Source organism: Frankia casuarinae, from assembly GCF_000013345.1.
In the GTDB taxonomy this organism is placed as follows: domain Bacteria; phylum Actinomycetota; class Actinomycetes; order Frankiales; family Frankiaceae; genus Frankia; species Frankia casuarinae.
This window is the reverse complement of the sequence record NC_007777.1, coordinates 5391513-5416102: the sequence shown is the minus strand read 5'-3', so window position 1 is coordinate 5416102 and position 24590 is coordinate 5391513. Positions and strand designations below refer to the sequence as shown.

Genomic DNA, 24590 nt, shown 5'->3' with positions numbered 1-24590 from the left:
GTGACGTGCGAGGATGCCCCGAGAGCAACGACGACGAGGATCTTCCTGGTGCCGGCGGGATCGTCTCGGCTGGCCCGTAGGTGCCATCACCGCCGGTCAGTCGCGTTGCGATGACCGTCCCGGCGGTCGGGGCAGCCGGCCGCCGAGTCGTCCGTTCACCTCCGCCAGCAGGGCGTTGATCTCGTGTATCCCCGTCCGGGTGCCGACCGCGAGGAAGAGCCCGCCTCCCACGGCCGCGGCGAGCACCACCGCGATCCCGGAACCAAGCCACCCCTCACCCACGACCGCGCGGACACCTCGGGCGAGAAGCGACGCGAGGACGGCGCCGATCCCGGCCGAGATCGCAACCCGGGTGATGACCCGCACGGTGCGATTGCCATCGATTCCCCCGAGCCGCCGGTGCAACAGGGCGCTCGTCGCAGCGAGGCCCATCAGGTAGGCGGTGGCGAAGGAGAGCGCCAGCGCGACGGCCCGGTGCTCCTCGGGCACGACCACGGTGAGGACCAGGGCACCGATGACGTTCACCGCCACGACCCCGATGTTGACCAGGGCCGGGGTGCGACTGTCCTGGTAGGCGTAGAACACCCGTAGCTGCACCTGGAACAGAGAGAACGGCACGAGGGCCAGGGCGAAGGCGCTGAGGGTGTCGCCGATGTCCACAGCGTCGCCGTAGCCGGTCGCGCCGTGATGGAACACGGCGACGGCGATCGGCCGGCCCAGGGCGAGGATGAACAGGGCGGCGGGCACGATCGCGGTGATCGTGATCCGGGTTGCCATCGAGATGTCGGCCCGCACCAGGTCGCTGCGCCCCTGGGCGGCGTGCCCGCTCATCCTCGGCAACAGCGCGGTGATGACCGAGACGCCGATGATGGCGTACGGGAGCTGGAAGATCTGGTATCCGTACGTGTAGATCGTGTAGGCGGTCGTCGCCGTCGACAGGTTGACGATCACCAGATAGCCGGCCTGGCTGATCACGACGAACAGCAGCGTCCACCCCGCCAGCCGGGCCGTCGAGCGCAGTTCGGGATGCCGCATGTCCAACCGCGGCCGGTAGTGGAAACCGACCTTGCGCAGCGAGGGGAGCAGTGCGAGGGTCATGACGACGACGCCCAGCGTCGTCCCGGCGCAGAGCACCGTCACCTGAGTGTCGGTGATGGCCTTCGGCCCGTCCACACCCGGCGGGCGCGGCCCCGCGATGAAATAGGTGAAGCCCAGACAGGTGACGATGACCAGCAGGTTGTTCAGGATCGGGGCGAACATGGGCGCGGTGAACGACTGTCTGACGTTGAGGATCGCCCCGATCGTCGCGCCTACCCCGTAGAAGACGATCTGCGGCAGGAACCACCGCAGCATCGTGGCGGCGAGCGCCCGCTCGTCGGAGCCGGCGTGCAGGTAGAGACTGATGATCCACGGGGCGATCAGCATGCCCACTGCCACGACGGCCCCGAGGCCGAGGATCATGAGTGTGAGCAGCGACGACGCGAACGCGTCCCCCCCGTCGGGATCCTCCTTCGCGGTGCGGACCATGACCGGCACCACGACGCTCGTGAGGACGCCGCCGAGGAGCAGGTCGTAGAGGATGTTCGGCGTGGTGTTGGCGACGTTGTAGGCCTGGCTCACCGCACCGGTCCCGATCGCCGCGGCGATCGCGACGGTCCGCAGGAACCCGGATGCCCGGGAGACGATCGTGCCGATCGCCATGGTTCCACTGGCCCGGCCGAGGCCGGGCCCGGCCTCGGCCGGGCTGCCGGCCTGCATGGTTGCGCTGCCGCGCCGCGCCGTTGTGCTGTCGCGCCGCGCCGTTGTGCTGCCGTGCGGCGCCGTGCCGGTGTCTCGTCGGGCCGGTTCGGGGGGGATGCGGCGGACGTTGCTGCGAGGAAGTGCCACCGTCGGCCTGGACTCGCTCAAGGACGGCCGACGGCGCTCGTCGCCGTCCCGACGGGAACGGTCGGCTCGGGTGCGTCGCTCCGGACGCGCCGCAGGCTCTGGGCGGTCTGGGGTGTCCCGCCATGAGGATCGTCCGATGGGGATGACAGGGCCGACCCCGGGCGGGGTCGGCAGCCGGCTCGTCCGCCCGTCGTCCAGCGGCGGGGTGCCGCGTTGCGATCGTTCCGGTATGCGTGGCCCCGGCGGGGGACCTCCTTCCGACGGAGGCGGCACATGGGGAGGCGGCGGTGGTGGGCCCGACGTGGCGGGAAGCTTCCGGGTCTGCTCGCCGGCGGTCATGCGCGGAGCGCCGGGAGCGGGGAGGCGGTCTGCGGATCGCGGATACCGCTCGTCGCGGGAGCTCGCGGGATCGTCATGGCGCGGGTCCGGGTGGCGCGGGCCGTCATAGCGCGCGCCGTCATGGCGCGGGTCCGGGTGGCGCGGGCCGTCATAGCGCGCGCCGTCATGGCGCGGGTCCGGGTGGCGCGGGCCGTCATGGCGCGGGTCCGGGTGGCGCGGGCCGTCATAGCGCGCGCCGTCGTACCGTGGGTCGCCCTGCCGCCGGTCTTCATGGCGTGGCGCGTCGAACCGTGGCGCGTCGAACCGTGGCGCGCCACGGCGTCCGTCCGGGTCGACAGGATGGTCCCGTTCCGGATGGTCCCGTTCGGAGTGCCGGGGCCGGCGCGCGAGTCCCCGGTCCGGATCTGGCTGCTCCGGACGGGTCTGCCAGGGATAACCGGGATACGACTGGTCCGGGGGGAACCGGGCCGGGCGTTCGGCCGCCGGGTAGCCGTCCTCGTCGCAGTACCCGACATCGGGTGGGTCCCGGTCCGACGGTCCACCGCCGGTACCGCGATCACGCCGGGGGTCGGTAGCACCCCTGCGATGCCGGGCCCCAGGCCGGCCCTCCTCCTCGACCGGCGTCATGGGCCGCTCCGTCGCCGTCGGAAGGGAGCTGTGGCCGCCGAGTCGCCGGTGTCCTCCTGGCTGTCGAGGCCGTGGCGAAGGGTGTCTCGGTCCTGGTCGTCATAGCGCCGGACGGCCGTCCGTACCACCGGCGTCGTCGTAGTCGAGGTGGCGGCTTCGCGCTCGTCGTCGCCACTATGCCGGGTCGAGACCGAGGCGGCGGGGGTGAGCGGACCGGCGGGGGTGAGCGGACCGGCGGGGGCGACCGGATCGACCTGGTTCACCTGGTTCACCTGGTTCACCGGGTAGAGCGGGGCAGTCGGCCCGGTCATAGCCTCGTGCGGACCCGCCGGTCTACCCAGGTCGTCCTCGGCCCCACGCAGGCGGGCCCGTAGCCGTCGCGCCAGGCGGATGATGACCGCCAGGAGCAGCACGCCGATGGCACCGATGGTGATCGCGGTCGCGATGGCGCCGTAGACGGTGGATCGGACGAGAACCCGGTTCGGTGGTTCCTTGGACAGCGCCTGCCCGTCGAGGTTGAGTTTGCGGATCTCGAGGGGAAACGTTCCCGCGCCTTCGGCCTCCATCCCGATCTCGACCTGAGCCTTCTGCCCTGGGGGAAGGCGGAGTGTCTGCCGGGCTGGCGAGCGCAGCCGGGACCGGTTGGTCGAAGAGAAGGCGAGCACCACAGTGACCTCGTATTGGGTGTTGTTCTCCAAGGTGATCGGGACCAGCCCACGTTTGCTCGTCAGGTTGACGCTGCGGGAGGCCACCACCTGGATTCCGTTGCGGATCGCGGACGCCTCCCCGTCCACCTGCTGGCTCAACGACACACCGTCAACCCTGCGGTCTCCCCGCCACGCGGCGGAGGCCGCCGTGACAAGCGCGTTCTTCATCGGGTTGATGAGCTGCAGCTGGCACCTGGGACCGCGCCTGGGTGGGCACAGCACGGGGCTCAGGGCCTGCACCTCGTCGAGGACGTCCTCGACGGCGGTGAGGTAGTTGGCCGGCAGTTCGCGGGCCTGTGCCTCGGCCGGGTAGACGAGCCGGCCCGGCCGGTCGGCCGGCCGGCCCTGGCCCCCGGCACCTGCGTCGAGTCCCACCGAGATGGAGTAGCCGCTGGTGAGGGTGTCGAGTACCGACCGTGCCCAGTCGCTCGGCGGATCCCAGTCCCGGGGCAGCGCCAGGACCTGGAACCGTTGCTCGGGTCGTTCGGCGGTGATCATGCCGAGCTCGGCCCGCAGGCGTGCCAGGGCCGTCCCGAAGTCGGGACCGTCGGGCAGCCCGGTGTAGGCGGTTGCGATCCTGGTGAGCCGGCGGTCGGCCGCGAGCGCCTGGATCGGTCCGGCCGAGGTGGCGAGGCTGACGGTCGCTGACGGAGTATAGGTGATCTTCGTCGCGGGGGGTAGCAGCTGGTCATCGAGGATCACGGTCCCGACCTCCAGCTGGCGCAGTACGTCCACGGTGGTGGCGTCCGCCGACCCGTCGGCAGGGTATGCGATGGTGCCCTTCTGTAGAGGGGCACGCCCCAACAGTTGGGCCAGCACAACTTCGCCAGTCTTGACGGCGTACTTCATCGTGTCCAGCTTCCGGGCGTGGACGAGCGCGGTCAGATCGGCATCCCCGTAGGGCAGCGCGAACACCATGCCTCCGTGCTCGGCGAAGCGCACGATGTCGGAGAGAAAAAGGGCCGCATCGGCGTTCGCCTGCGCATGAACGGGCCCGCCCGGGGTGGCGTAGTCGTAGCCGCCCGGCTGCGCCATGATGGTCAGCGCCTGCACCAGGGTCGGATCGACGGCGAGCGTGACCGGCGGCGCGGCGGCGGTCAGCAGCCGGGACAGCCGGCCGCCCGGCTTCACCTCGTCCGCGAGCGCGTTGTCGGTCAGCCTGCCGTCCGAGCGCAGGCGCGGCTGATCTGCGATCGGCAGGACCGCTGCGATCGGCGTCCTCGGCTGCTGCGGATTCGGCGCCCAGACCAGGAAGGTGTAGGCCGCGCCGATCGGTGCCACGGCGCGGCCCCCGACGGAGCCGGTAATCCGTAGCTGGATCGGGTACACCCCCAGGCTCGGCGGCAGGTCCAGCGCGGCGCGATCGGTGGCGATCCGGAAGGGCACGGGCGCGGCACCCTGGGTGGGCGGGGCGGCCAGCGGCTGGGTGCCGTCGCCGTTCGCGAGGACCACCTGGCGGTAGCTGCGTGTTCTCGCCGTGGCCGGGTCATCGGTCAGGGTGGCCAGCTGCCCGCGTGAGGTCACCCTGGCGCCTATCCACAGGCTCATGGAGAGGTGGGCCAGCGGCTCCCCGACCGTGGTGATGAGCTGGCCGCTGACGGAGAGCATGGTCGAGCCCCCCGGGGTGGGGGGACTTACCTCATCCAGATCAATCGTCACCGGGTTCGGCGAACCACCGGGCCTGGCTGCCGTGTTATCCGGAGTGATAGATGGCAAATTATTCGATTTATCGGTGGATGAAGATGCGGAAGATCGTGGTGTTCTTGTAGATGAACCGTGGTGGGTAACCGGTTCGACGAGGACTCCCCCGGCCGACGCGGGGGCCGAAGCCGAAGCCGAGGCCGCGCAGACCCCGGGCACGGCCACGGCGAACAGGGCCAGCGCCGCGAGCATCGCCGCCCAACGAGGTCCACGACGGCGCCGCCCGGGTCCCTTCTCACGCATCGTCACAGCCTGTCCCGCTCATCCGAACAGCCTGTCTCACTCATCCGAAGTCTGTCGATGCGGTCGTGTGGTCATGCGGTCGTGTGGTCATGCGGTCGTAGTCAGCAGGGTGGGCACCTCGTGGATCAGGCGGCGTTCATCGGCGTACGCGAGGCTGCCGGTCACCTGGGTCAACAGCACCCACTCCGCCGCCCGGCGCAACGGCGCGCGACCGGTGGTGGAGGTCGGCGGCGGCATGGGTTGATCGTACGAGCCCCCGGCGACCAGCCGGCCCGCCTGTCCGGAACGCCGGGGTTACGGCTTGGTTCCGCTAGGCCCTCCCCGGTTGGACGCCGAGGGTTGGACGCCGAGAAATCATGATCATTGTTTCGGGTCCACGTGCCGGATCACCGGCGGTGAGGCCGTAACCTGAAGGTGTGTCAGTGATCAGTCTGGACAATCCGCGAGACTCGGCCGAACGGGTGGTGAGTGAGCTGTTGAGGGTGCCGCCGGCCGCCGATGAGCTTGGCCGCGTCTTCACCGCGAACGGCTACCTCCTTCACCTCGTCGGTGGTTCGGTACGGGACGCCCTGCTCGGCAGGCCGGCATCCGCTGTGTCCGGGGCCGTACCGGCCGATCTCGACTTTGCCACGGACGCCCGCCCCGAGCGGGTTCTGGAGATCACCCGAGGATGGGCGGAGGCGACCTGGGAGGCCGGAATCGCCTTCGGCACGGTCGGGCTCGCTCGGCACGGTGTCCGGTTCGAGATCACTACCTACCGTAGCGAGGCGTACGACCGGAAGTCCCGCAATCCGGCCGTGACCTACGGCGACAGCCTGGAGGCGGACCTGTCCCGGCGGGACTTCACCGTGAATGCGATGGCGGTGTCCGTGCCCGGCCATGACTTCGTCGACCTGTTCGGCGGGATGGCAGATCTCGCCCGCGGCGTGCTGCGTACCCCCGCAAGCCCCGAGGCGTCGTTCGACGACGACCCGCTGCGCATCCTGCGGGCCGCCAGGTTCGAGGCGGCCCTGGGCCTCACCCCGGTACCCGAGCTGGTCGCGGCGATGCGCTCGCGGGCCGATCGGCTCGCGGTCGTCTCCCCCGAGCGGATCCGCGACGAACTGCGCAAGCTCATGTCGGCTCCCGACCCGGTCGCCGGTCTGGAGCGGTTGGTCGAGGTCGGGATCGCCGACATCGTGCTGCCCGAGGTGTCCGCCATGCGGATGGAGATCGACGAGCACCACCAGCACAAGGACGTCTACGCCCACACCATGACGGTGCTGCGTCAGGCGATGACCCTGGAGGAGCCGGGGGAGCCGGACGAGGTGCTGCGCTGGGCCGCGCTGCTGCATGACATCGGCAAGCCGCGGACCCGCCGGCACATGACGGGTGGGCGGGTGTCCTTCCACCACCATGAGGTCGTCGGCCGGGACATGGCCCGCCGCCGGCTCGCGGCGCTGCACTTCCCCAAGGACGTGACTGACGCGGTCTGCCGGCTTGTCTACCTGCACCTGCGCTTCCACGGATACGGGGCGGGCGAGTGGACCGACGCCGCCGTACGCCGCTACGTGCACGACGCGGGTCCTCAGCTCTCCCGGCTGCACAAGCTGGTCCGCTCGGACTGTACGACCCGCAACCGGCGCAAGGCCGCGGCGTTGTCCCGGACGTACGACTCGCTCGAGGAGCGGATCGCCGAGCTCGCCGCGCGCGAGGAGATCGCCGCGATCCGGCCGGAGCTTTCCGGGGACGACATCATGGTGCTGCTGGGGCTGCCACCGTCCCGGTTGGTGGGCCAGGCCCGGTCGCACATGCTGGAGTTCCGCTTCGAGCACGGGATCGTCGGCCGGGAGGCCGCCGAGGCCGAACTGTTCCGGTGGGCCCGGGAGCACGAGGTGCCCGTCCCCGGTGATGCGCCCGTCCCCGGTGAGCTCACGCCTCGGCGGGGGTGACGGGCCTGGGCTGACCGTCCGGGCCAGGCTGACCGTCCGGGCCAGGGCGGTCAGCCGGTCGTGCCGATCCGGGCTCGCCGATGTGACGGATGATCCGGTCTTCCGGATGGCGGTGGGCGGCCCGGTAGTACAGGATCCCGGCGAGCGCGTAGCCGGCCCCGGCTACCAGGACCACCGGAACGGACCGGCCCTCGTCCGGCAGGACCACGGCGGCCACCGCCGCGGCCGCCACGAAGGCGACATTGAACAGCAGGTCGTAGAGCGAGAAGGCGCGACCGCGGTAGGCGTCGTCGGTCTCCTCCTGCACGATGGTGTCCACGCAGATCTTGCTGGCCTGTGCGGAAAACCCGAGCAACGCTCCCGCGACGATGAACAGCGTCGAGGAGAAGGGTAGCCCGAGCGCGACCTCGACGACCCCGCCGAGTACCAGGACGAGGGCGATCCAGCTCGACTTCGGCATGCGCCGCGTGACGCGGGGAGTCGCGAGCGCGGCGCTGATCGTGCCGGCTCCACTGGCGGCGACGACGGCGGCGAGTCCCGCGAGCCCGCCTTCCGAGCCGGTGAAGTAGTTGCGATACAGCAACACCGTCATCACGAGGATCAGGCCGTAGGCGGCCCGCGAGGTGGTGAGGGCGGCGAGCGCCCGCCGGGCCGGCCCGTGGTTCACCAGATAGCGGGCACCGTCGAGCATGTCGGCGACGACCTGGGTGGTCTGCGCCCAGGCGCCCTGCCAGGCCATCGTCTCCAGCGGACCGAAGTCGCTCCGCCCCGCCCGCGCCGCGGTGGCGGCGGCTACAAGGTAGGTGAGAGCCGCCAGAGCGGCGACGAACGCCACCGCCCCGTCCTCGCCGCCGATCAGCCCGCGCAGTCCGCTGCCGACACCGGCTCCGGCGAGCGTCGCGACGGTGCCGGAGGTGACGGACAAGGCGTTCGCCGTGACAAGCCGGTCGAGGCCGACCACGACCGGGAGCCCGGCGGACAGCGCCGCCAGCACGAAGCGGTTCATGCTCACCGAAGCCAGTGCCACCGCGTAGAAGTCGAGGCCCGTCTGGCCGGTGGCGATCAGAGCGACCAGGATGCCCATCAACAGCATCCGGACGAGTGAGCAGACCACCAGAACCCGCTGGCGGGACACGCGATCGAGCACGATGCCGGCGAAGGGTCCGATGACGCTGAACGGCAGCACAACGATCGCGAGCGACGCGGCCAGGGCCGCCGCTGAGGTCGCCCGTTCGGGAGAGAACAGCACATAGCTGACGAGGCTCGCCTGGAAGACGCCGTCGGCGGCCTGGGAGGTGAGCCTGGACGCGTAGAGCATCCGGAACCCACGATCGTGCAGCAGCTCACGAAGGTTCTCCGCCCGGGCCACGTCGTCAGCCTAGGACCAGACTGGTCGGCTCGGGGCACAAGGTCCGGCCGCCCCCCTCCGGGCGGCCGGACCTTGTGTTTCCGACCGGGTCCGCTGGCCGGCCGATCCGACGAGGAGGACCCGACGAGAAAGATGAGGACGACGAGGAATCAGCCCTCGATCAGCCCTCGTCGCGGATGAACGCCTCCACCCGGTCCCGGGCCTCGTTGTCGCGGTACTGCTCCGGCGGGGACTTCATGAAGTAGGAGGAGGCGGAGAGGACCGGGCCGCCGATGCCCCGGTCGAGTGCGATCTTGGCGCAGCGCACCGCGTCGATGACCACCCCGGCGCTGTTGGGGGAGTCCCATACCTCAAGCTTGTACTCGAGGTTCAGCGGCACGTCGCCGAAGGCACGTCCCTCGAGGCGGACATAGGCCCACTTGCGGTCGTCCAGCCAGGCGACGTAGTCCGACGGCCCGATGTGCACGTTGTCCTTGCCGAGGTCGTGGGAGACTTGGGAGGTCACGGCCTGCGTCTTGGAGATCTTCTTGGACTCCAGCCGCTCGCGTTCCAACATGTTCTTGAAGTCCATGTTGCCGCCGACGTTGAGCTGCATGGTCCGATCCAGGATCACGCCGCGGTCCTCGAAGAGCTTCGCCAGAACCCGGTGGGTGATGGTCGCGCCGACCTGTGACTTGATGTCGTCGCCGACGATCGGCACGCCTGCCGCGCGGAACTTCTCCGCCCACTCGGGCACCCCGGCAATGAACACCGGCAGGCAGTTGATGAAGGCGACGCCGGCGTCGATGGCGCACTGGGCGTAGAACTTCGCGGCGTCCTCGGAGCCGACCGGCAGGTAGCAGACGAGTACGTCGGCACGGGTCTCCCGCAGGGTTGCGACGACGTCAACCGGCGGTTCGTCCGACTCCTCGATGGTCTCCCGGTAGTAGCGGCCGAGGCCGTCGAGGGTGTGGCCGCGGCCGACGGTGACCCCGAGTGGGGGGACGTCCGCGATCTTGATGGTGTTGTTCTCGCTGGCGGCGATGGCCTCGGAGAGGTCGCGGCCGACTTTCTTCGCGTCCACGTCGAACGCGGCGACGAATGTCAGGTCCGAGACGTGGTACTCGCCCAGCCGCACGTGCATCAGCCCGGGGACCCGGGCTGACGGGTCGGCATCGCGGTAGTACTCGATCCCCTGGACCAGCGAGACAGCGCAGTTGCCTACGCCGACAATGGCGACACGTACCGAGCCCATGATGGTCTGCTCCTTAGCTGAGATCTTCGTGGAAGTGGGTCATATGGGGCACGCAGCTCCGCCGCGGCATTCCCGATCATGCTGGTCGGGAACAGGGACCCGCTACGGGATGACGTTCATCGGGTGGTCGGGACCTCGCCGTCGGGGTCCTGGCCGGCTGTCCGCGGGGCCCGCCTGCTCCGGCCACGCCTGTTCACGTTCACGTTCAGGTGCGCGTCGCCGTCGGCAGGCGTGCCGCTATCCCGTGCGCGCGGGTCGTCCTGGCGGTCCGCCTGCGCCGGAGGGCTTCCCGGCCCGCTTGGGCGGGCTGGTTCGACGACGGGTACCCCCGGCTGCACGGATCCTGTGGACGGGGTTGTGGGCAAACCTGTGGATCCTGTGGACAACTGTGGTCCCTGGGTGCCGACGGGGGTGCCGGCGCGTTCGGTCTCGATCAGCTCGTTCAGCCAGCGGACCTCACGTTCGACCGATTCCAGGCCGTGGCGCTGCAACTCGAGTGTGTAGGAGTCGAAACGCTCGACGGTCCGGGTCAGGGCCGATCGAACCTTCTCCCGGCGCTCCTCGAGCCGCCCGCGGCGACCTTCGAGGATGCGGAGGCGGACAGCGGCGTCCGTCTTCGAGAAGAAGGCGAAGCGCACGCCGAACATCTCGTCTTCCCAGGACGACGGTCCGCCCTCGCCCAGCAGGTCCGCGAGCTTCTCCTTGCCCTCGCCCGTCAAGGTGTAGACGACCCGACTGCGCCCGCCGAGACGGCTCGCGGCGCCGACGTCGTCCGCGGTGACGTAGCCGGCGGACGCGAGACGACGCAGACAGGGATAGAGCGAGCCGTAGCTGAACCGGTGGAACGCGCCGAGGAGCGCCGCGAGCCGTTTGCGCAGTTCATAGCCGTGCATAGGGCTCTCGGAGAGCAGGGCGAGGACCGCCAGCTCCAGCATGATCCACCCCTTCTCGACCGTGATGCCCCGTGATGCCCCGTGATGCCCCGTGATGCCCTGCCGACCGTTCCGCGGGCCGTGGTGGACCACGGCCCGCGGAACGGTCAGCTCGACATATCGGAGCGATACATCGAGGATAGACGTCGCGGGACGAGCACCGCAACCAGGAATGACCAGTCGGCGACCGGGAGATGACAGATAGGCGCCCTGCCGGTGCATCCCGACCCCTGCCGGACCATCGGTCCCGCGCGGCCAGATCCCGGTGCGGGCGGGCTCACACTGTCATCCGGATCACAGTCGGGATGTGGAGCTGGGAGACCGGTTTGGCGGCTGTGCGGACCGTCTGTGCGGACCGTCTGTGCGGACCGTCTGTCTGGAAGCCGGCTCCGGCGTACCGTTGCTGGCATGCGTCCGCGGTCGGTCATCGACTACGCGCTCGCCCGCCGGGCGACGCTGGCGGATCTCTTCGCGGGCAGGATCTCGTCGTTGGATGTCTGCGACGCGCATCCTTATCTGCTGCGGGCGGCCAGGTACCACGGTGAGCGGACCACGAAGCGATGCCCGGTCTGCCGAGGCGGCGATCCGCTCATCCATGTCACCTACGCCTACGGCGACGAGCTCGGGGAGAGCTCCGGGCGGGTTCGCACCACCAGGGAGCTCCCCGCGCTCGCGTCGAGGTACAGCGAGCTGCGGATCTATGTGGTGGAGGTGTGTCCGCCCTGTGGCTGGAACCACCTGGTCACTTCTTATGTGATCGGGACGGGGGAGCCGAGGGCGAAGAAGCAGATCCGGCGGCGGACCGCGGACCGCTGACGGCTGGTCGTCCCCGAGAGGCGCAAAGGACGCCCTGCGCGAGGGGGCGGAATTCGGCGTGAGACCCTGGTCTGCCATGTGGGTCTCATGGCAGGTCCTGGCGTCGCATCCGCCATGGGCTGACCTCGTCACAGCCTCGCCGGGTGAATGCGGCGAGTGAGCGAACATCACGTAGTCGGCCCCGGTCCGATGGTGGACCGGTGGTCGCCGGGATCGTGCACGGTCCGGGCCGAGACGGGCCGGTTCTGTAGATCCTGTGGAAATCGGACCTTCGGTGATGGTTGGGGGCGCCGGCCCGTCTCCTGCGGCGGTCCGGATACCGGGGAGTCCCGCGGCGACGGATGGAGCGGTTGGTGAGCTCTCCCTACGATCAGGGCTCTAGTCGGGGTGGTCCTGCACCTGACCGAGCATGGCCTAACCCGGACGGCCAGTCCCGGGTACCCGCGGACCGGGTACCCCCGGACCGGGTACCCCCGGACCGCGCCCGGCGGCCGGAGCAGGCCAGGCCCGGCCAGGCCCAGCCAGGCCAGGCCCGGGCAGGCCAGGCCCGGGCAGGCCAGGCCCGGGCAGGCCAGGCCCAGGGACGCCGGCTGGTGCCGCCGACGGGCCGGCCCACCGGCGGGAGAGGGGAACGCACCGCTCTCGTGCCACCCGCGGCTCCCTCCGCCGCGGCGAGGACGAACACGCCGCCGGACGGTGGGACCGGTCGGGGTGCCGGTGCCACCGTCGGGGGGTGGGTGCCGGACCGTGGCATCGGGAAGTCCGACGCGCCCGGCCGTGAACCGTCCAGCGCTCGTCCCGGCATGCCCGTCGGCGAGGCGACCGGTCGTCGCCGAGGCGGCGGCGCGCCCTCCGGTCGGGCGACCCCCACCCGGCGGGTTCCCGGCCGTGGGTTCTCCGATCGGACCGCCTCTGACCGCGGCGTCCCCGATCGTGGGCCGGACCAACCGGCAGACCGGACAGCCGGCGAGGTCAACACCCTGTACGACACCGTCGACCAGGAAGCCCTACGACGGGTCGATGTCCGGGAACGCACCGTGGACGCCACCGTTTACCACAAGGTGATGCCGGAGCGGGACTCCCGGAATGGCCGCCGCAACGGTGTGTCGGACCGCGACCGCATGACCGAGGTGACGCCCGCTCAGCGGGTGGCCGGTCGGCGCGACCTCACCCGCGCCACCGAACTGATGGCCGTCCGGAGCCGGGCACGGGAGGGAGACGGATCGGCCGCTACCCGCCGGATGGCGGGTGGGCGACCGGGCGCGGATCGGATCGAGCCCCGCCGGACCGGTCCAGGCCGGCCCGGTCCAGGCCGGGCCGGCCCGGGCCGATCCTCCCGGGCGGAGATGGGTGTCCCGGGCGGGGCGGGAGGACCCGGGCGCCGCAACGGGAAGGCCCCCCGGCCGGGCCAGGGGCGACACGGCCCGATGTGGTGGCGACGGCGCCCGCGCTGGCTGCGCCGTCTGGTCTTCGCCAGCTTCTTCTCCGGTCTTCTCCTGTTCGCCGCCGGCATCGGCGTCATCTACGCGGCGACCCGGGTCCCGCTGCCTGCCGAGGTGAAGACGGACCAGACGTCGATCATCTTCTACGGACCGCCGGCCGGCTCGCACCAGGACAACGGTGAGGAGCTTGCCCGGATCGGCACCGTGAACCGCACCGACGTGCCGCTCGCCGAAGTGTCCGTGGACATGCAGCACGCGGTGCTCGCGGCCGAGGACAAGAACTTCTATCACGAACCCGGTATCTCTCCCAAGGGCATTGCCCGGGCGCTCTACGTGAACGTCACCGGCGGGGAGCTGCAGGGTGGTTCGACCATCACCCAGCAGTACGCCAAGAACGCGTACCTGTCGCAGGAGCGGACCTTCACCCGCAAGATGCGCGAGATCGTGCTCGCGGTGAAGCTGGGCCAGAAGTACTCCAAGGGACAGATCCTGGAGTTCTACCTGAATACGATCTACTTCGGCCGGGGCGCCTACGGTATCGAAGCGGCGGCGAAAGCCTACTTCAACACCTCGGCCGCCAAACTCACCCCCGCCCAGGGGGCGGTCATCGCGGGCCTGATCCGATCACCCAACTACCTCGACCCGGCCAAGAACCCGGGTCCGGCGGCGAACCGCTGGCACGACGTGGTCGCGACGATGGTCGCCGAGGGCTGGGCTCCGCCGGGGCTCGCCCAGCAGAGCCCCCCACCCGTGGCCGCGAAGGCGCAGGACGCCGCCGCCTCGTCCGACCAGATCGCGTACATCCGCGATCAGGTCAAACGTGAGCTTACGACCGTCGGGAAGATCACCGAGGATCAGATCAACCGCGGTGGACTGCGCATCACGACCACGATCGACAAGGGGCGGCAGTTCAAGGCCTTCCAGGCGGTGAGCGACGTGCTGGGCCCGGCGTACGCCGCCGTGCCGGATCTGCGTACCGGGCTCACCGCGATAGAACCCGGGACCGGCAGGATCCTCGCCTGGTACGGCGGGTCGCTCTACGGCAAGGACGCACAGGGCCACGAGCAGTACGTCGACAACGTGTCAGGGGCGCAGGTGCAGTCCGCCTCCACCTTCAAGACGATCACTCTGGTCGCCGCGTTGCGTCAGAACATCAACCTCAAGTCGACCTTCGCCGCTCCCGCCAAGATCACACTGCCGGGGAATTACGTGGTCAGCAACGACGAGGGTGAGGCGGGCGATCTCGGATACAAGAACCTCATCGAGGCGACGGCGGGCTCCATCAACACGGTGTACGTACCGCTGGGGCAGAACATCGGCGTCTCGAACATCATCAAGACCGCGCGCGACCTTGGCATCCCGGCCAGTACCCAGCTGCGCAACGAAGCGGGTATCACGCTGGGCCAGGACGACGTGCACGCGGTGGATATGACCACGGTCTACGCGACCCTCGCCGGCGCCGGAGTGCGGGCCACACCGCACATCGTGGACAAGGTGGTCGACGGCAACGGGCAGGTGATCTATTCGGGTACCCCGGATGTGAAGCAGGTCATCCCGGCCACGGTGGCCCGCGACGCCACGTACGCCCTGCAGAGCGTGTTGACGGATTCGAGTGGCACCGGAAAGCGGGCCCGGCTGGACGGCGGGCGGGAGGCCGCCGGCAAGACCGGGACGTCGACCAACTTCCGGTCGGCCTGGTTCTGCGGGTACACCAGGGAACTCGCGTCCTGCGTGAACATGTTCCGGGGCAAGGGCACCGAGCAGGATGTGCTGAAGGGCATTCCCGGCGCCGAGAAGGGCGTCTACGGGGGTACCTACCCGGCCAAGGTGTGGAAGGCGTTCATGGACGCCGCGCTGACGGGGGTGCCGCCGTCGAAGTTCGATCCGCCGGCCTTCGGTGGCCTCGTGCAGGATAACGAGCCCGAGCCGACTCCCACACCCACCCCGGCGCCGAGCGCCTCATCGAGCCAGCCCGGCGATACCGGCGTCAACCTGGGCGATCTCCTGAACCCCAGTGGCAACGGCAACGGCGGTGGTCAGCAGCAGGGTGCCGGCCAGGCGGGCCGGCCGGCTCGACAGACGGGGATCTTCTCCGACCCGTTCAACTGACCGGGAGGTCGAGTTCAGTGCTGGTCATGGGCTGTCATGGGGCGAGAATGACGGGCATGGCCATGTCCCCGGCGTCCCCCGTCCGCGTCAGCCCGGCCCGGGAGGACCCGGTCGTCGCGGGGGCAAGCCAGCTCATCGGTGGGCCGCCGGGTGAGCACGCGGCCGTGCCCGACCGGCGTGGTTGGCTGACCCCGCTGCGGGTGCTGATGGCAATGGTCATCGTGGCCGGGGTCCTCGGCTACACCCAGAAGATCAGTTGCCGGGACACCCGGAACTGGACGCATGAGCACCAGTACACGGCGTTGTGCTACTCCGACATCGTCGCGTTGTACAGCCAGGAGGGGCTGGTCGACGGGAAGATCCCCTATCTGGACTACCCGACGGAATATCCGCCGTTGATCGGCGCCACCATGCAGCTCGTCGCCTGGCCGGCCGGTCTCGCGAACGGACCGCGGGCGGTCTACCGGGAGGAGAACGGCGAGCGCGTCTTCGACCATTACACGATGGACATGCGGTCGGCCGTCTTCTACGACCTCACCGCCCTGCTGTTCCTGATCGTGGCCTCGGTCGCGGTGTGCTGCACCGCGCTGGCGGCCGGATCGAGGCGGATCTGGGACGCCGCTCTGTTCGCGCTGGCGCCGACCCTCGTGCTGCATCTGCTGACGAACTGGGACATCATCGCGGTGGCGTTCGCGGCGGGCGGCCTGCTTGCCTGGTCCAGACGGGCTCCGAAGCTCGCCGGGATGCTAATCGGACTCGGCATCCTCACGAAGCTCTATCCGGCCCTGTTCCTGCTAGGGTTGGCCTTTCTCTGCCTCCGGGCCGGGAGGCTGCGCGAACTGGCCCGGACCGTCTGCGCGGCGGCGGTGACGGTGCTGGTGGTCATCGTCCCGCTATGGCTGACCGCCGGCTACTTCAACGCGGAGAACGCCCGCGTCGGCGACAGCATCTGGTCGACCTTCTGGCGAGGTGGTGACTGGATCCGGCTGGTCGGTGGTGGTCCGGACGGGGCCCGCAACGCCATCGCCCGGTTCTTCGATCTGAACTCCGACCGCGGCGCCGACTGGGACTCGCTGGCGTTCGGCGCGACCTGGCTTGCCGGCCGCTACGACCCGGCCTGGTTCGGAGCACTGCACCTGGTGGTCTCCGCGCTCACTGCCGTCGTCCTCGTCGCGGTGGCCGCGGCCGCGATCCATCATCGGCCCGATGCGCGCCGGCTGGTCATCGCGGCGGCCGCGGCCGGCTGGGTGACGATCGTCGTCGCCCTCCCGATGATCCTGCAGGGCTTGCGGAACAACGGCCTGCCCATCTCCACGTTGAACATCATCACTGGGGCGGCCCTGCTGGTCTCGGTGGTCGCCATCGGGTTACTCACCTGGCTCGCACCGCGCCGGCCCCGTCTGCCGCAGGTGCTGTTCCTGCTCGTCGTCGCCTTCCTGCTGACCAACAAGGTCTTCTCACCCCAGTACACGATCTGGCTGCTACCGCTGGCGGCACTGGCTCGGCCCCGATGGAGGCTGTTCCTGCTGTGGCAGGTCTGCGAGGCGTGGGTGCTGTTCACCCGATTCATGCACTTCATCTACAACGACACGCAGGGTCGTCACGGCATCGACCGGGGATGGTTCGTCGGCGCGGTGGCCCTGCGCGACCTGGTGCTGCTCGTCCTGGCCGGATTCGTCGTCCGGGAGATCCTGCATCCGCATACCGACATCGTGCGGACCGGCGGAATGGCGTACCCGGGTGATCCGCGTGTCGCGGTCGGCTCCGCTGCCGTCGGCGATCCGGACGCCGTTGACGACCCTGCGGGCGGGGTGCTGGACCATGCCCCCGATGTCCGCGGCGGCCGGCCGGCGTGGGTTACGGCGGCGGCCACCGGCGAGCCGGCCGGAGGCCCGGGCGCCGGCAGCGCCGACGGGGCCGGGTCCGGCGGTGCATGATCCGATCGGGCCGGGGATGGTCCGAGCGGCCTGGGCCCGGCTGCCGGAGCCGGTCCGGGCCACGCTGCCGATCTGGTTCGGGAGCCGGGTCGCGGTCGCCCTGCTGGCGCTCGCCGCCGCGCGGGTCCTTACCTCGGCGCCGGCGCGAAACGCTCCCGGCCTGCGCACGCTCTGGGACCGGTGGGATGTCGGCCTGTTCACGAAGGTCGCCCGGTACGGTTATCTCTCCCCCGCCTACTCGGACCGGACAGAAGTCGACTTTCCCGGCCTCCCGATCGCGATGCGGATCGTCCATATTGTCGTTCCGGACTGGATTGTCGCGGGTCTGGTCGTGTCGTTCCTCGCCGGTGCGGTCGCGGTCGCCGCGCTGTGGCGGTTGGCCGCGGACGAGGTCGGCAAGTCCGCGGCGCGGTTCGCCGTCCTCAGCCTCATCTGCTTCCCCTACGCGGTGTTCCTGTTCGCCGCCTATTCGGAGGGCATCTTCCTGGGGTTCGCGACGGCGTCCTGGCTGGCGGCACGTCGCAGCCGCTGGTGGTTGGCCGGCCTGCTGGGCGCCGGGGCGGCATCCGCCAGGATCAGTGGTATTCCCTTCGGGGTCGCGTTGGCCGTGCAGTACGTCGCGAGCCGGCGCTCCGCCGGCCTCCCGGTGTTCGCCCGGCCGGCGTTGTCGCTGGGGCTTCCACCCATCCCCGTCCTCGCCTACCTGGGCTATCTCAGGATTCGCACCGGGGGCTGGGGCTCCTACACGGACGCGATGCGGGACGGCTGGCACCGAGGCCTCGACTGGCCCTGGTCGGGCTGGACCGCCACCTGGGCATCGGCCACGGATGGCAACGGTGCGTCGACCTTCGTCTGGTTCTGGCGCGGGGAACTGCTCGCGGTGGTCGTCGGGGTACTGCTGACCATCATCCTGCTGGCCGGGAGACGGTGGGGTGAGGCGACCTTCCTCGGCGTGATGACCGTGATAATGGCCTGCACGAATTATTATGCATCGGGAATCCGTGGAATTTTAGTGGCCTTTCCGTTGTATCTGATGCTCGCGCGAGCCGCCGCGCGGCAGAGCTGGGTACAGTCGGTATATCTATGTACCGGTACGCCGATCATGGCAGCCCTGGTCGTCGCCTTCACGCAGGGACAGTGGGTGGACTAGCCTTTCCCCGCATGGCGCCTTCGGCGCAATGCGGGGGCCCCTGGCATCGGGGGCCGTGCGGGGTTTCCGTCGCCTCGCCTTCGGCGAGGTTCCTGGGGGAGCCGTCGGGAGCCTTCGGGCGCCTTCGGCGCAATGCGGGGGCCCCTGGCATCGGGGGCCGTGCGGGGTTTCCGTCGCCTCGCCTTCGGCGAGGTTCCTGGGGGAGCCGTCGGGAGCCTTCGGGCGCCTTCGGCGCAATGCGGGGGCCCCTGGCATCGGGGGCCGTGCGGGGTTTCCGTCGCCTCGCCTTCGGCGAGGTTCCTGGGGGAGCCTTCGGGAGCCTTCGGGAGCCTTCGGGCGCCTTCGGCGCAATGCGGGGGCCCCTGGCATCGGGGGCCGTGCGGGGTTTCCGTCGCCTCGCCTTCGGCGTTTGGAACTACGGGAGGCAATGCTGTGGACAGGCAGGATACCCAGCCGGGTCAGCCCGAGCCCGGCACCGGGGACGTCGGCGGCGACCCGTCCGGGAGCGACCACGACTCTTCCCCGGGCAGCCACGGCGGTTCCGGGTCCGGGCGCGTCGGTCCGCAGCTGGCTGCCCGCATGCTCGCGGTGGTCGCGGTCGCCGCGGCGCTCGCGGTGCTCGTGTTCGCCCTCGCGGATCCCTCCCCCTCCCGGCACATGCGTGGCCTCCTGATCACGGTGAACCTCGTCTGCCTCGCCGGGGTGTTCACGGCGTGGCTTCGCGTGGTTCTCGTGGTCGGGGCCGCCAGGGCCCCCGGGGGAATCGAGTAAGCTCGGCCGGACATGCCGTGCGCCGGCGTACGTGTGTCCATCCGCTGGTCCAGGCCGACCACTCGTCATGATTGGTCGGCGCGCCTCCGGGTGGCCCGCGTGCCCTGATGATCGTCCGGATGTGCTGACGGGCGGTTCCCTCTCAGATCCATCGCGTCGAGCACGTTCGAGACGGCACAGGTTCCGGTCGCGGTCCCTCCTGCCACGGAAGATCCGTGGCCGCCAGAGTCCACAGGAGGTGGGTTCAGCCTTGGCACGTCATTATGAGCTCATGGTGATCCTCGATGCTGACCTCGAGGAACGCACTGTCGCGCCCTCTCTCGACCAGTACCTCGGTGTCGTCCGTCAGGGCGGCGGCGTGGTGGAGAAGGTCGATGTCTGGGGGCGGCGCCGGCTCGCCTACGAGATCGCCAAGAGTCACGAAGGCATCTACGCCGTCATCGACCTTCATGCGGAGCCCGACGTCGTCGCCGAGCTCGACCGTCAGCTCGTCCTCAACGAGTCGGTCATGCGCACCAAGGTCATCCGGCTTCCAGAGCCGAAGAAGCCACGTCAGAGCCGCCGGGCGGCGGCATGATCCGGTCCGCGGCGACGGCAGTCCCCGTGCCGTCGTGGGCCGCCGATCTCCGGGAGAGTGCCCATGGCCGGTGAAACCGTCATCACCGTCGTCGGCAACCTAGCCAACGACCCCGAACTGAGGTTTACCCCGAACGGTGCCGCGGTCGCCAGCTTCACCGTCGCATCCACGCCGCGCACCCTCGACCGCCAGACCAACGAGTGGAAGGACGGCGAGGCGCTGTTCCTGCGCTGCTCCATCTGGCGCCAGGCGGCGGAGCACGTCGCCGAGTCGCTGCAGAAGGGCGCTCGGGTCATCGTCACCGGCCGCCTCAAGCAGCGGTCGTTCGAGACCCGCGAGGGTGAGAAGCGCACCGTGATCGAGCTCGACGTCGACGAGATCGGTCCGAGCCTGCGCTACGCCACCGCCAAGGTCGTCAAGGCCGCGCGTGGCGGTGGTGGCGGCGGTTACGGGGGCGGAGGCGGCTACGGCGCGCCTGCCGGCGCGCCCCCCGGCGCACCTGCCGGTGTTCCCGCGGGCGTTCCGGCCGGCGGCGGCTACGGCGGCGGTAGTGGTGGTGGAGCACCCATCGATGACCCCTGGTCGCAACCGGCCGGCGGCTACTCCGACGAGCCACCGTTTTGAGCGGCCGGTCGTCGTCCTCGCGAACGACACAACGAGGTAGGAGCACACCCATGGCCAAGGCGGCCGTGCGCAAGCCCAAGAAGAAGGTTTGCGTTTTCTGCAAGGACAAGGTCGACTACATCGACTTCAAGGACACTTCGCTGCTGCGCAAGTACATCTCCGACCGGGGTAAGATCCGGGCCCGTCGGGTGAGCGGTAACTGCAGCCAGCACCAGCGCGACGTGGCGACGGCGGTGAAGAACAGCCGCGAGATGGCGCTGCTGCCCTACACCGCCTCGGCCCGGTAGGGGGTGGCAATGAAGCTCATCCTGACCCAGGAGGTCCCCGGTCTCGGCAGTCCGGGTGACATCGTGGAGGTCGCGAACGGGTACGGGCGTAACTACCTCGTGCCCCGCCGGTACGCGATCCTCGCGACCAAGGGCGCGGAGCGTCAGGTCGAGCAGATCAAGCGGGCCCGGTCGGCCCGCGCGGTTCGCGATCTCGGGCACGCTCAGGAGATCGCCGGTCAGCTCGGTGGCCTCAAGGTCGAGCTGACCAGCCGGGCGGGCAAGGAAGGCCGCCTGTTCGGTTCCGTGACGGCGGCCGATGTGGTGGAGGCGGTGACCGCCGCGGGTGGCCCCGAGCTCGACCGGCGCCGCGTCGAGCTCACCACGCCGATCAAGTCCCTGGGCGCCTACACCGTCGCCGTGCATCTGCATCCCGAGGTGACCGCGACCGTGAAGCTCCAGGTCACGCAGGCCTGATCAGGTCTGACCAGGGCAGGGCGGGCCTGATCGCGGCCGGATGGGCCCGAGGTCAGGCGGGTCTGACGGGGTGGCATCCGCCGTTTCTCCCGCTGTACCGCCGCGCTCGCTGTACGGGCTCCCCTGGCCGACCGTCTCAGGTGGTCGGCCAGGGGAGTTCGTTGTGTGTGGGGCAAGGGGCGACGACCAGATCCGAAACTTTTTCTCATCCACAGGGCACTCGGGATGCAGGCGCCTGCCAGCTAGGTTTCGTCGAGGTTGTGGTCTCGGGTGTCCACAGGTTTCCGATTTCCGTCCCGATGTCCTCCCCAGGTTTCGGCCGGTTGCCCACAGCTTTTCCACAAGGGCCTGTGGATAACTTTTTGGTGGGTGTGCCCGCCGGTCCGTAAGGTCGGACCCTCCAGGCCGAGGAAGGTACTTCTAGCCTGATCGGGCCAGGCCTCCTTCGGTGACGCGGGCGGCGCCCGGCGAGAGGCTCACCGGGCGCCGCCCGTTCGGTCCCTGCTGGAAGCCCCGGCCGGTCGGGGGCGGAGCGGTCGTTGACAGCGGTTCCGATCTGTACGAACATACGTTCGAATACGGGTCTACGGGAGTCCCGGGAGGGTGCGTCGTGAGCGTCACCGAGATCTCGCGTGGTTCCGGTGGGAGTGCAGAGTTCGACCGGACTCCCCCGCACGACCTGCCCGCTGAGCAGAGTGTGCTCGGCGGCATGCTGCTGTCGAAAGACGCCATCGCCGACGTCGTCGAGGTCCTGCGGACGGGTGACTTTTACCGTCCCGCGCACGGCCTCGTGTACGAGGTCATCGGCGATCTCTACGGCCGGGGGGAGCCTGCGGACGTCATCAGCGTCGCCGCCGAGCTCAGCCGCCGAGATCTGCTCGAACGGGTGGGCGGTCCGGCCTACATGCACACCCTCATCTCGAGCGTGCCCACTGCGGCCAACGCCGGGTACTACGCCCGTATCGTCGCGGAGAAGGCGGTCCTGCGCCGCCTCGCGGAGGCCGGCACCCGCATCGTGCAGCTCGCCTACGGCGCGGCTCCGGACGTCAGCGACGTCGTCGACCGCGCCCAGGCGGCCGTGTACGAGGTGACCGAGCGCCGGACGAACGAGGACTACCTGCCGCTGGGGGAGCTGCTCAACCCGGCGTTGGAGGAGATCGAGTCCATCCAGGGGCACGACGGTTCGCTGACCGGGGTGCCCACCGGTTTCGTCGACCTCGACGAGCTGACCAACGGCCTGCACGGCGGCCAGCTGTGGATCGTCGCGGCCAGGCCGGCCGTGGGCAAGTCGACCCTCGGCCTGGACTTCGCCCGGGCGGCGTCGATCAAGAACGGGATGGCGTCGGTCATCTTTTCGCTGGAGATGAGCCGCATGGAGATCACCATGCGGCTGTTGTCCGCCGAGGCGCGGGTGTCCCTGCAGAACATCCGCACGGGCCGGCTCACCGACGACGACTGGGGTCGCCTGGCCCGCCGGATAGGCGAGGTCGCGGAGGCCCCGCTGTTCATCGACGACAGCCCGCACCTGACGATGATGGAGGTCCGGGCGAAGGCCCGGCGGTTGAAGCAGCGTAACGAGCTGCGTCTGGTGATCCTCGACTACCTGCAGCTGATGTCGTCGCCCAAGAAGGTGGAGAACCGTCAGCAGGAGGTCAGCGAGATCTCGCGGTCGCTGAAGCTGCTCGCCAAGGAGCTCGACGTTCCGGTGGTCGCCATCTCCCAGCTCAACCGCGCCTCCGAGCAGCGGGCCGACAAGCGTCCCCAGGTCTCCGACCTGCGCGAGTCCGGAAGCCTGGAGCAGGACGCCGACGCGGTGATCCTGCTGTACCGGGAGGACACGGTCGAGAAGGAGTCGGCGCGCGCCGGCGAGGCGGACCTCATCATCGCCAAGCACCGCAACGGGCCGACTGGCACCGTCACCGTCGCCTTCCAGGGTCATTACTCACGGTTCGTCGACATGGCGAACTGAATTCTCGGCCCGGGAGCGGGACGAGGCCCACGGGTGGAGAGCGCCAGCGGCCCGCCAGCGGCCCGGGTGGGTGCCCGGGTGTGTTTGGCGTGGTCATGGTTCATGTTGGCGGACCGCAGATCTCCCGATGCTGCCAGACTGGGCGGTATGAGTTTCAGGATCATCCATGGCGAGTGAGAGGCGGGACGGCGGGCGGCCCGCCGGGGCGGTCCTCGAAGTTGCCCGGTTCGACATCAAACCGGGCAGCGAGGACGATTTCGTCGCCGCGTATCACGGGGTGCGTGCGGAGCTCGTCGGCACGCCGGGCTGTCGTTCCGCGCGGATGACCCGCGGGGTCGAGTCACCGTCGAGTTTCGTGCTGCTCGTCGAGTGGGACAGCCTGGACGCCCATCTGACGAACTTCCGGGAGTCGGAGCGGTTTGTCCGCTGGCGTGCCGCCCTCGGCCCGTACTTCGACGGCACCCCGACGGTGGCGCACAGCGCAGACGTCCCCGCCGCTCCCGGCCCGGCCTGACCCTCGACGACCGCCGGACCTCTGATCATGGCAGCGTTCCTCGGGTACCTGTTTTTCGCGCCGCTTACGGCGCTCTTCTTCGGTTTCCTCATCTGGCTGGTGCCGGCGATCCTGCTCCGGAACACGGATGTGGTGAGCCGGCTGAACCTGCGGCCCTTCGCGTTCTTCGTCACCGGCTACGTCTTCAGCGGGCTGATGGCCCTCTACCTGCTGGTGCTGGACGCCGGCCACGACGTCGCGCCGGCGGCCGGCGCCGTCGCATCCCTGGCCCTCCTCTGGGCTGTTCGGCGGCAGTGGCGCCGGCATCGGCCACTGGGCACGCGGCAGGTGGCGAGCAGGCGACGTGGTGGCCCGGTCCAGCCGGTCCAGCAGGGTTACCCTGGCCCGCCGGTGCAGCCGGGTTACCCCGGCCCGCCGGTGCAGCCGGGTTATCCGCATCAGCCCGGCCACCCGTACCCCCCCATGCCGCAGGCCGGGCCGGTCGCGAGAGGTCCATCCGGGTATCCCGAGACCGCCGGATATTCGCTTACGCAGCCGGATCAGCCCCGCCCGGGCGGGGGAGGAGACGGTCCGGGCGGGGGAGAAGACGGTCCGGGCGGGGGAGAAGACGACCCGGCAGGCGGGGCGGGTGATCCCGGTCAGCCGGGGTATCAGTCTGGGCCCGCGGGTCATCGGGCGGCACCGGACGGCGGTCGCGGGGCCGGTCGGCGGATCGCCGGCTACCCCTGGGCCGTTCCGCCCAGCGGGCCCAGACCGGGGGGCCTACCACCCGGCGCGCCCCCGTCCCCGCCACCGGCCGAGGCGGACCCTGATTCCTGATCACGGGTTCTTGATTTCTGGTCCGGTTCCTGGTCTCTGGCGCCTGATTCCGTCGCTCGTCGTTCGCCGCCCGGCGGGCCGGGCGGCGCGACACGGCAGGCTGGACCCGTCCGGGCGGTGGCGTACCGTCGTGTCATCGTCTGTCAGTG

General features: G+C 70.0%; 18 protein-coding genes and 1 pseudogene. 13 read left to right on the top strand and 6 right to left on the bottom strand.

The features are described from left to right. Positions 1–96: 96 nt before the first annotated feature. From murJ to FRANCCI3_RS27225, 3 genes are all read right to left on the bottom strand, one after another. Positions 97–1887 (bottom strand): murein biosynthesis integral membrane protein MurJ, encoded by a 1791-nt coding sequence (murJ, locus tag FRANCCI3_RS28825; RefSeq protein ID WP_236707267.1) that lies wholly within the window; start codon positions 1885–1887, stop codon positions 97–99. Between the two features lie 962 nt (positions 1888–2849). After that, a complete protein-coding gene (locus FRANCCI3_RS22930; RefSeq protein WP_373420618.1) occupies positions 2850–5453 on the bottom strand; it encodes a DUF6049 family protein in 2604 nt (867 codons plus the stop codon). Positions 5454–5591: 138 nt separating this feature from the next. Continuing rightward, positions 5592–5741, bottom strand: a complete 150-nt coding sequence (locus tag FRANCCI3_RS27225; RefSeq protein ID WP_023839965.1) for a hypothetical protein — start codon at positions 5739–5741, stop codon at positions 5592–5594. Positions 5742–5926: 185 nt separating this feature from the next. On the opposite strand from FRANCCI3_RS27225, the gene FRANCCI3_RS22925 reads away from it, so the two are divergent. Then, positions 5927–7435, top strand: a complete 1509-nt coding sequence (locus FRANCCI3_RS22925) for a CCA tRNA nucleotidyltransferase (protein WP_011438885.1) — start codon at positions 5927–5929, stop codon at positions 7433–7435. Here the strand turns inward: FRANCCI3_RS22925 and FRANCCI3_RS22920 are convergent. The 3 genes and pseudogenes from FRANCCI3_RS22920 to FRANCCI3_RS22910 all read right to left on the bottom strand — a co-directional run. Continuing rightward, entirely contained in the window at positions 7416–8804 is a 1389-nt protein-coding gene (locus FRANCCI3_RS22920) for an MFS transporter (protein WP_011438884.1), read from the bottom strand. The genes FRANCCI3_RS22925 and FRANCCI3_RS22920 overlap by 20 nt on opposite strands. Before the next feature lie 160 nt (positions 8805–8964). Next, complete coding sequence (locus FRANCCI3_RS22915) at positions 8965–10038, bottom strand: inositol-3-phosphate synthase (protein ID WP_011438883.1); 1074 nt, start codon at positions 10036–10038, stop codon at positions 8965–8967. A 278-nt stretch (positions 10039–10316) separates the two neighbouring features. After that, positions 10317–10973: pseudogene (locus FRANCCI3_RS22910) on the bottom strand (PadR family transcriptional regulator); the annotation flags it as partial. A gap of 405 nt (positions 10974–11378) precedes the next feature. Between FRANCCI3_RS22910 and FRANCCI3_RS22905 the strand changes: the two are divergent. The 12 genes from FRANCCI3_RS22905 to FRANCCI3_RS23740 all read left to right on the top strand — a co-directional run bounded on the left by FRANCCI3_RS22905 (position 11379) and on the right by FRANCCI3_RS23740 (position 24441). Further along, positions 11379–11786 carry a DUF5318 family protein gene (locus FRANCCI3_RS22905; protein WP_011438881.1) on the top strand — a complete coding sequence of 136 codons (408 nt, stop codon included), beginning with the start codon at positions 11379–11381 and terminating at the stop codon, positions 11784–11786. A gap of 353 nt (positions 11787–12139) precedes the next feature. Further along, the gene (locus tag FRANCCI3_RS22900) at positions 12140–15337 is read left to right on the top strand and encodes a transglycosylase domain-containing protein (protein ID WP_011438880.1); all 3198 of its coding nucleotides are present in this window, start codon (positions 12140–12142) and stop codon (positions 15335–15337) included. A 47-nt stretch (positions 15338–15384) separates the two neighbouring features. Next, positions 15385–17274: a glycosyltransferase family 87 protein gene (locus tag FRANCCI3_RS22895; protein WP_011438879.1), complete on the top strand. Its 1890-nt coding sequence runs from the start codon at positions 15385–15387 to the stop codon at positions 17272–17274. Beyond that, a complete protein-coding gene (locus tag FRANCCI3_RS22890) occupies positions 17267–18424 on the top strand; it encodes a hypothetical protein (protein WP_011438878.1) in 1158 nt (385 codons plus the stop codon). The genes FRANCCI3_RS22895 and FRANCCI3_RS22890 overlap by 8 nt, the downstream gene beginning before the upstream one ends. Before the next feature lie 432 nt (positions 18425–18856). Further along, complete coding sequence (locus tag FRANCCI3_RS22885) at positions 18857–19195, top strand: hypothetical protein (protein ID WP_011438877.1); 339 nt, start codon at positions 18857–18859, stop codon at positions 19193–19195. 250 nt (positions 19196–19445) lie between these two features. After that, positions 19446–19772: a 30S ribosomal protein S6 gene (gene rpsF / locus FRANCCI3_RS22880; protein WP_011438876.1), complete on the top strand. Its 327-nt coding sequence runs from the start codon at positions 19446–19448 to the stop codon at positions 19770–19772. Between the two features lie 63 nt (positions 19773–19835). After that, on the top strand, positions 19836–20396 hold the full coding sequence (locus FRANCCI3_RS22875; RefSeq protein ID WP_011438875.1) for a single-stranded DNA-binding protein: 561 nt from the start codon (positions 19836–19838) through the stop codon (positions 20394–20396). Between the two features lie 50 nt (positions 20397–20446). Further along, on the top strand, positions 20447–20683 hold the full coding sequence (rpsR, locus tag FRANCCI3_RS22870) for a 30S ribosomal protein S18 (RefSeq protein WP_011438874.1): 237 nt from the start codon (positions 20447–20449) through the stop codon (positions 20681–20683). Between the two features lie 9 nt (positions 20684–20692). After that, positions 20693–21139, top strand: a complete 447-nt coding sequence (gene rplI, locus FRANCCI3_RS22865; RefSeq protein ID WP_011438873.1) for a 50S ribosomal protein L9 — start codon at positions 20693–20695, stop codon at positions 21137–21139. Positions 21140–21749: 610 nt separating this feature from the next. Next, positions 21750–23108: a replicative DNA helicase gene (gene dnaB, locus FRANCCI3_RS22860; protein WP_011438872.1), complete on the top strand. Its 1359-nt coding sequence runs from the start codon at positions 21750–21752 to the stop codon at positions 23106–23108. Between the two features lie 166 nt (positions 23109–23274). Beyond that, positions 23275–23622, top strand: a complete 348-nt coding sequence (locus tag FRANCCI3_RS22855) for an antibiotic biosynthesis monooxygenase family protein (protein WP_011438871.1) — start codon at positions 23275–23277, stop codon at positions 23620–23622. Between the two features lie 27 nt (positions 23623–23649). Further along, positions 23650–24441 (top strand): hypothetical protein, encoded by a 792-nt coding sequence (locus tag FRANCCI3_RS23740; protein ID WP_011438870.1) that lies wholly within the window; start codon positions 23650–23652, stop codon positions 24439–24441. Positions 24442–24590 lie beyond the last annotated feature (149 nt).

Excerpts from the sequence above, each read along its gene's own strand:
- FRANCCI3_RS22930 (WP_373420618.1), bottom strand. The coding sequence starts at position 5,453 with ATGCTCGCGGCGCTGGCCCTGTTCGCCGTGGCCGTGCCCGGGGTCTGC.
- FRANCCI3_RS27225 (WP_023839965.1), bottom strand. The coding sequence starts at position 5,741 with ATGCCGCCGCCGACCTCCACCACCGGTCGCGCGCCGTTGCGCCGGGCG.
- FRANCCI3_RS22915 (WP_011438883.1), bottom strand. The coding sequence starts at position 10,038 with ATGGGCTCGGTACGTGTCGCCATTGTCGGCGTAGGCAACTGCGCTGTC.
- FRANCCI3_RS22905 (WP_011438881.1), top strand. The coding sequence starts at position 11,379 with ATGCGTCCGCGGTCGGTCATCGACTACGCGCTCGCCCGCCGGGCGACG.
- FRANCCI3_RS22895 (WP_011438879.1), top strand. The coding sequence starts at position 15,385 with ATGACGGGCATGGCCATGTCCCCGGCGTCCCCCGTCCGCGTCAGCCCG.
- FRANCCI3_RS22875 (WP_011438875.1), top strand. The coding sequence starts at position 19,836 with ATGGCCGGTGAAACCGTCATCACCGTCGTCGGCAACCTAGCCAACGAC.
- rpsR (WP_011438874.1), top strand. The coding sequence starts at position 20,447 with ATGGCCAAGGCGGCCGTGCGCAAGCCCAAGAAGAAGGTTTGCGTTTTC.
- rplI (WP_011438873.1), top strand. The coding sequence starts at position 20,693 with ATGAAGCTCATCCTGACCCAGGAGGTCCCCGGTCTCGGCAGTCCGGGT.
- FRANCCI3_RS22855 (WP_011438871.1), top strand. The coding sequence starts at position 23,275 with ATGGCGAGTGAGAGGCGGGACGGCGGGCGGCCCGCCGGGGCGGTCCTC.
- FRANCCI3_RS23740 (WP_011438870.1), top strand. The coding sequence starts at position 23,650 with ATGGCAGCGTTCCTCGGGTACCTGTTTTTCGCGCCGCTTACGGCGCTC.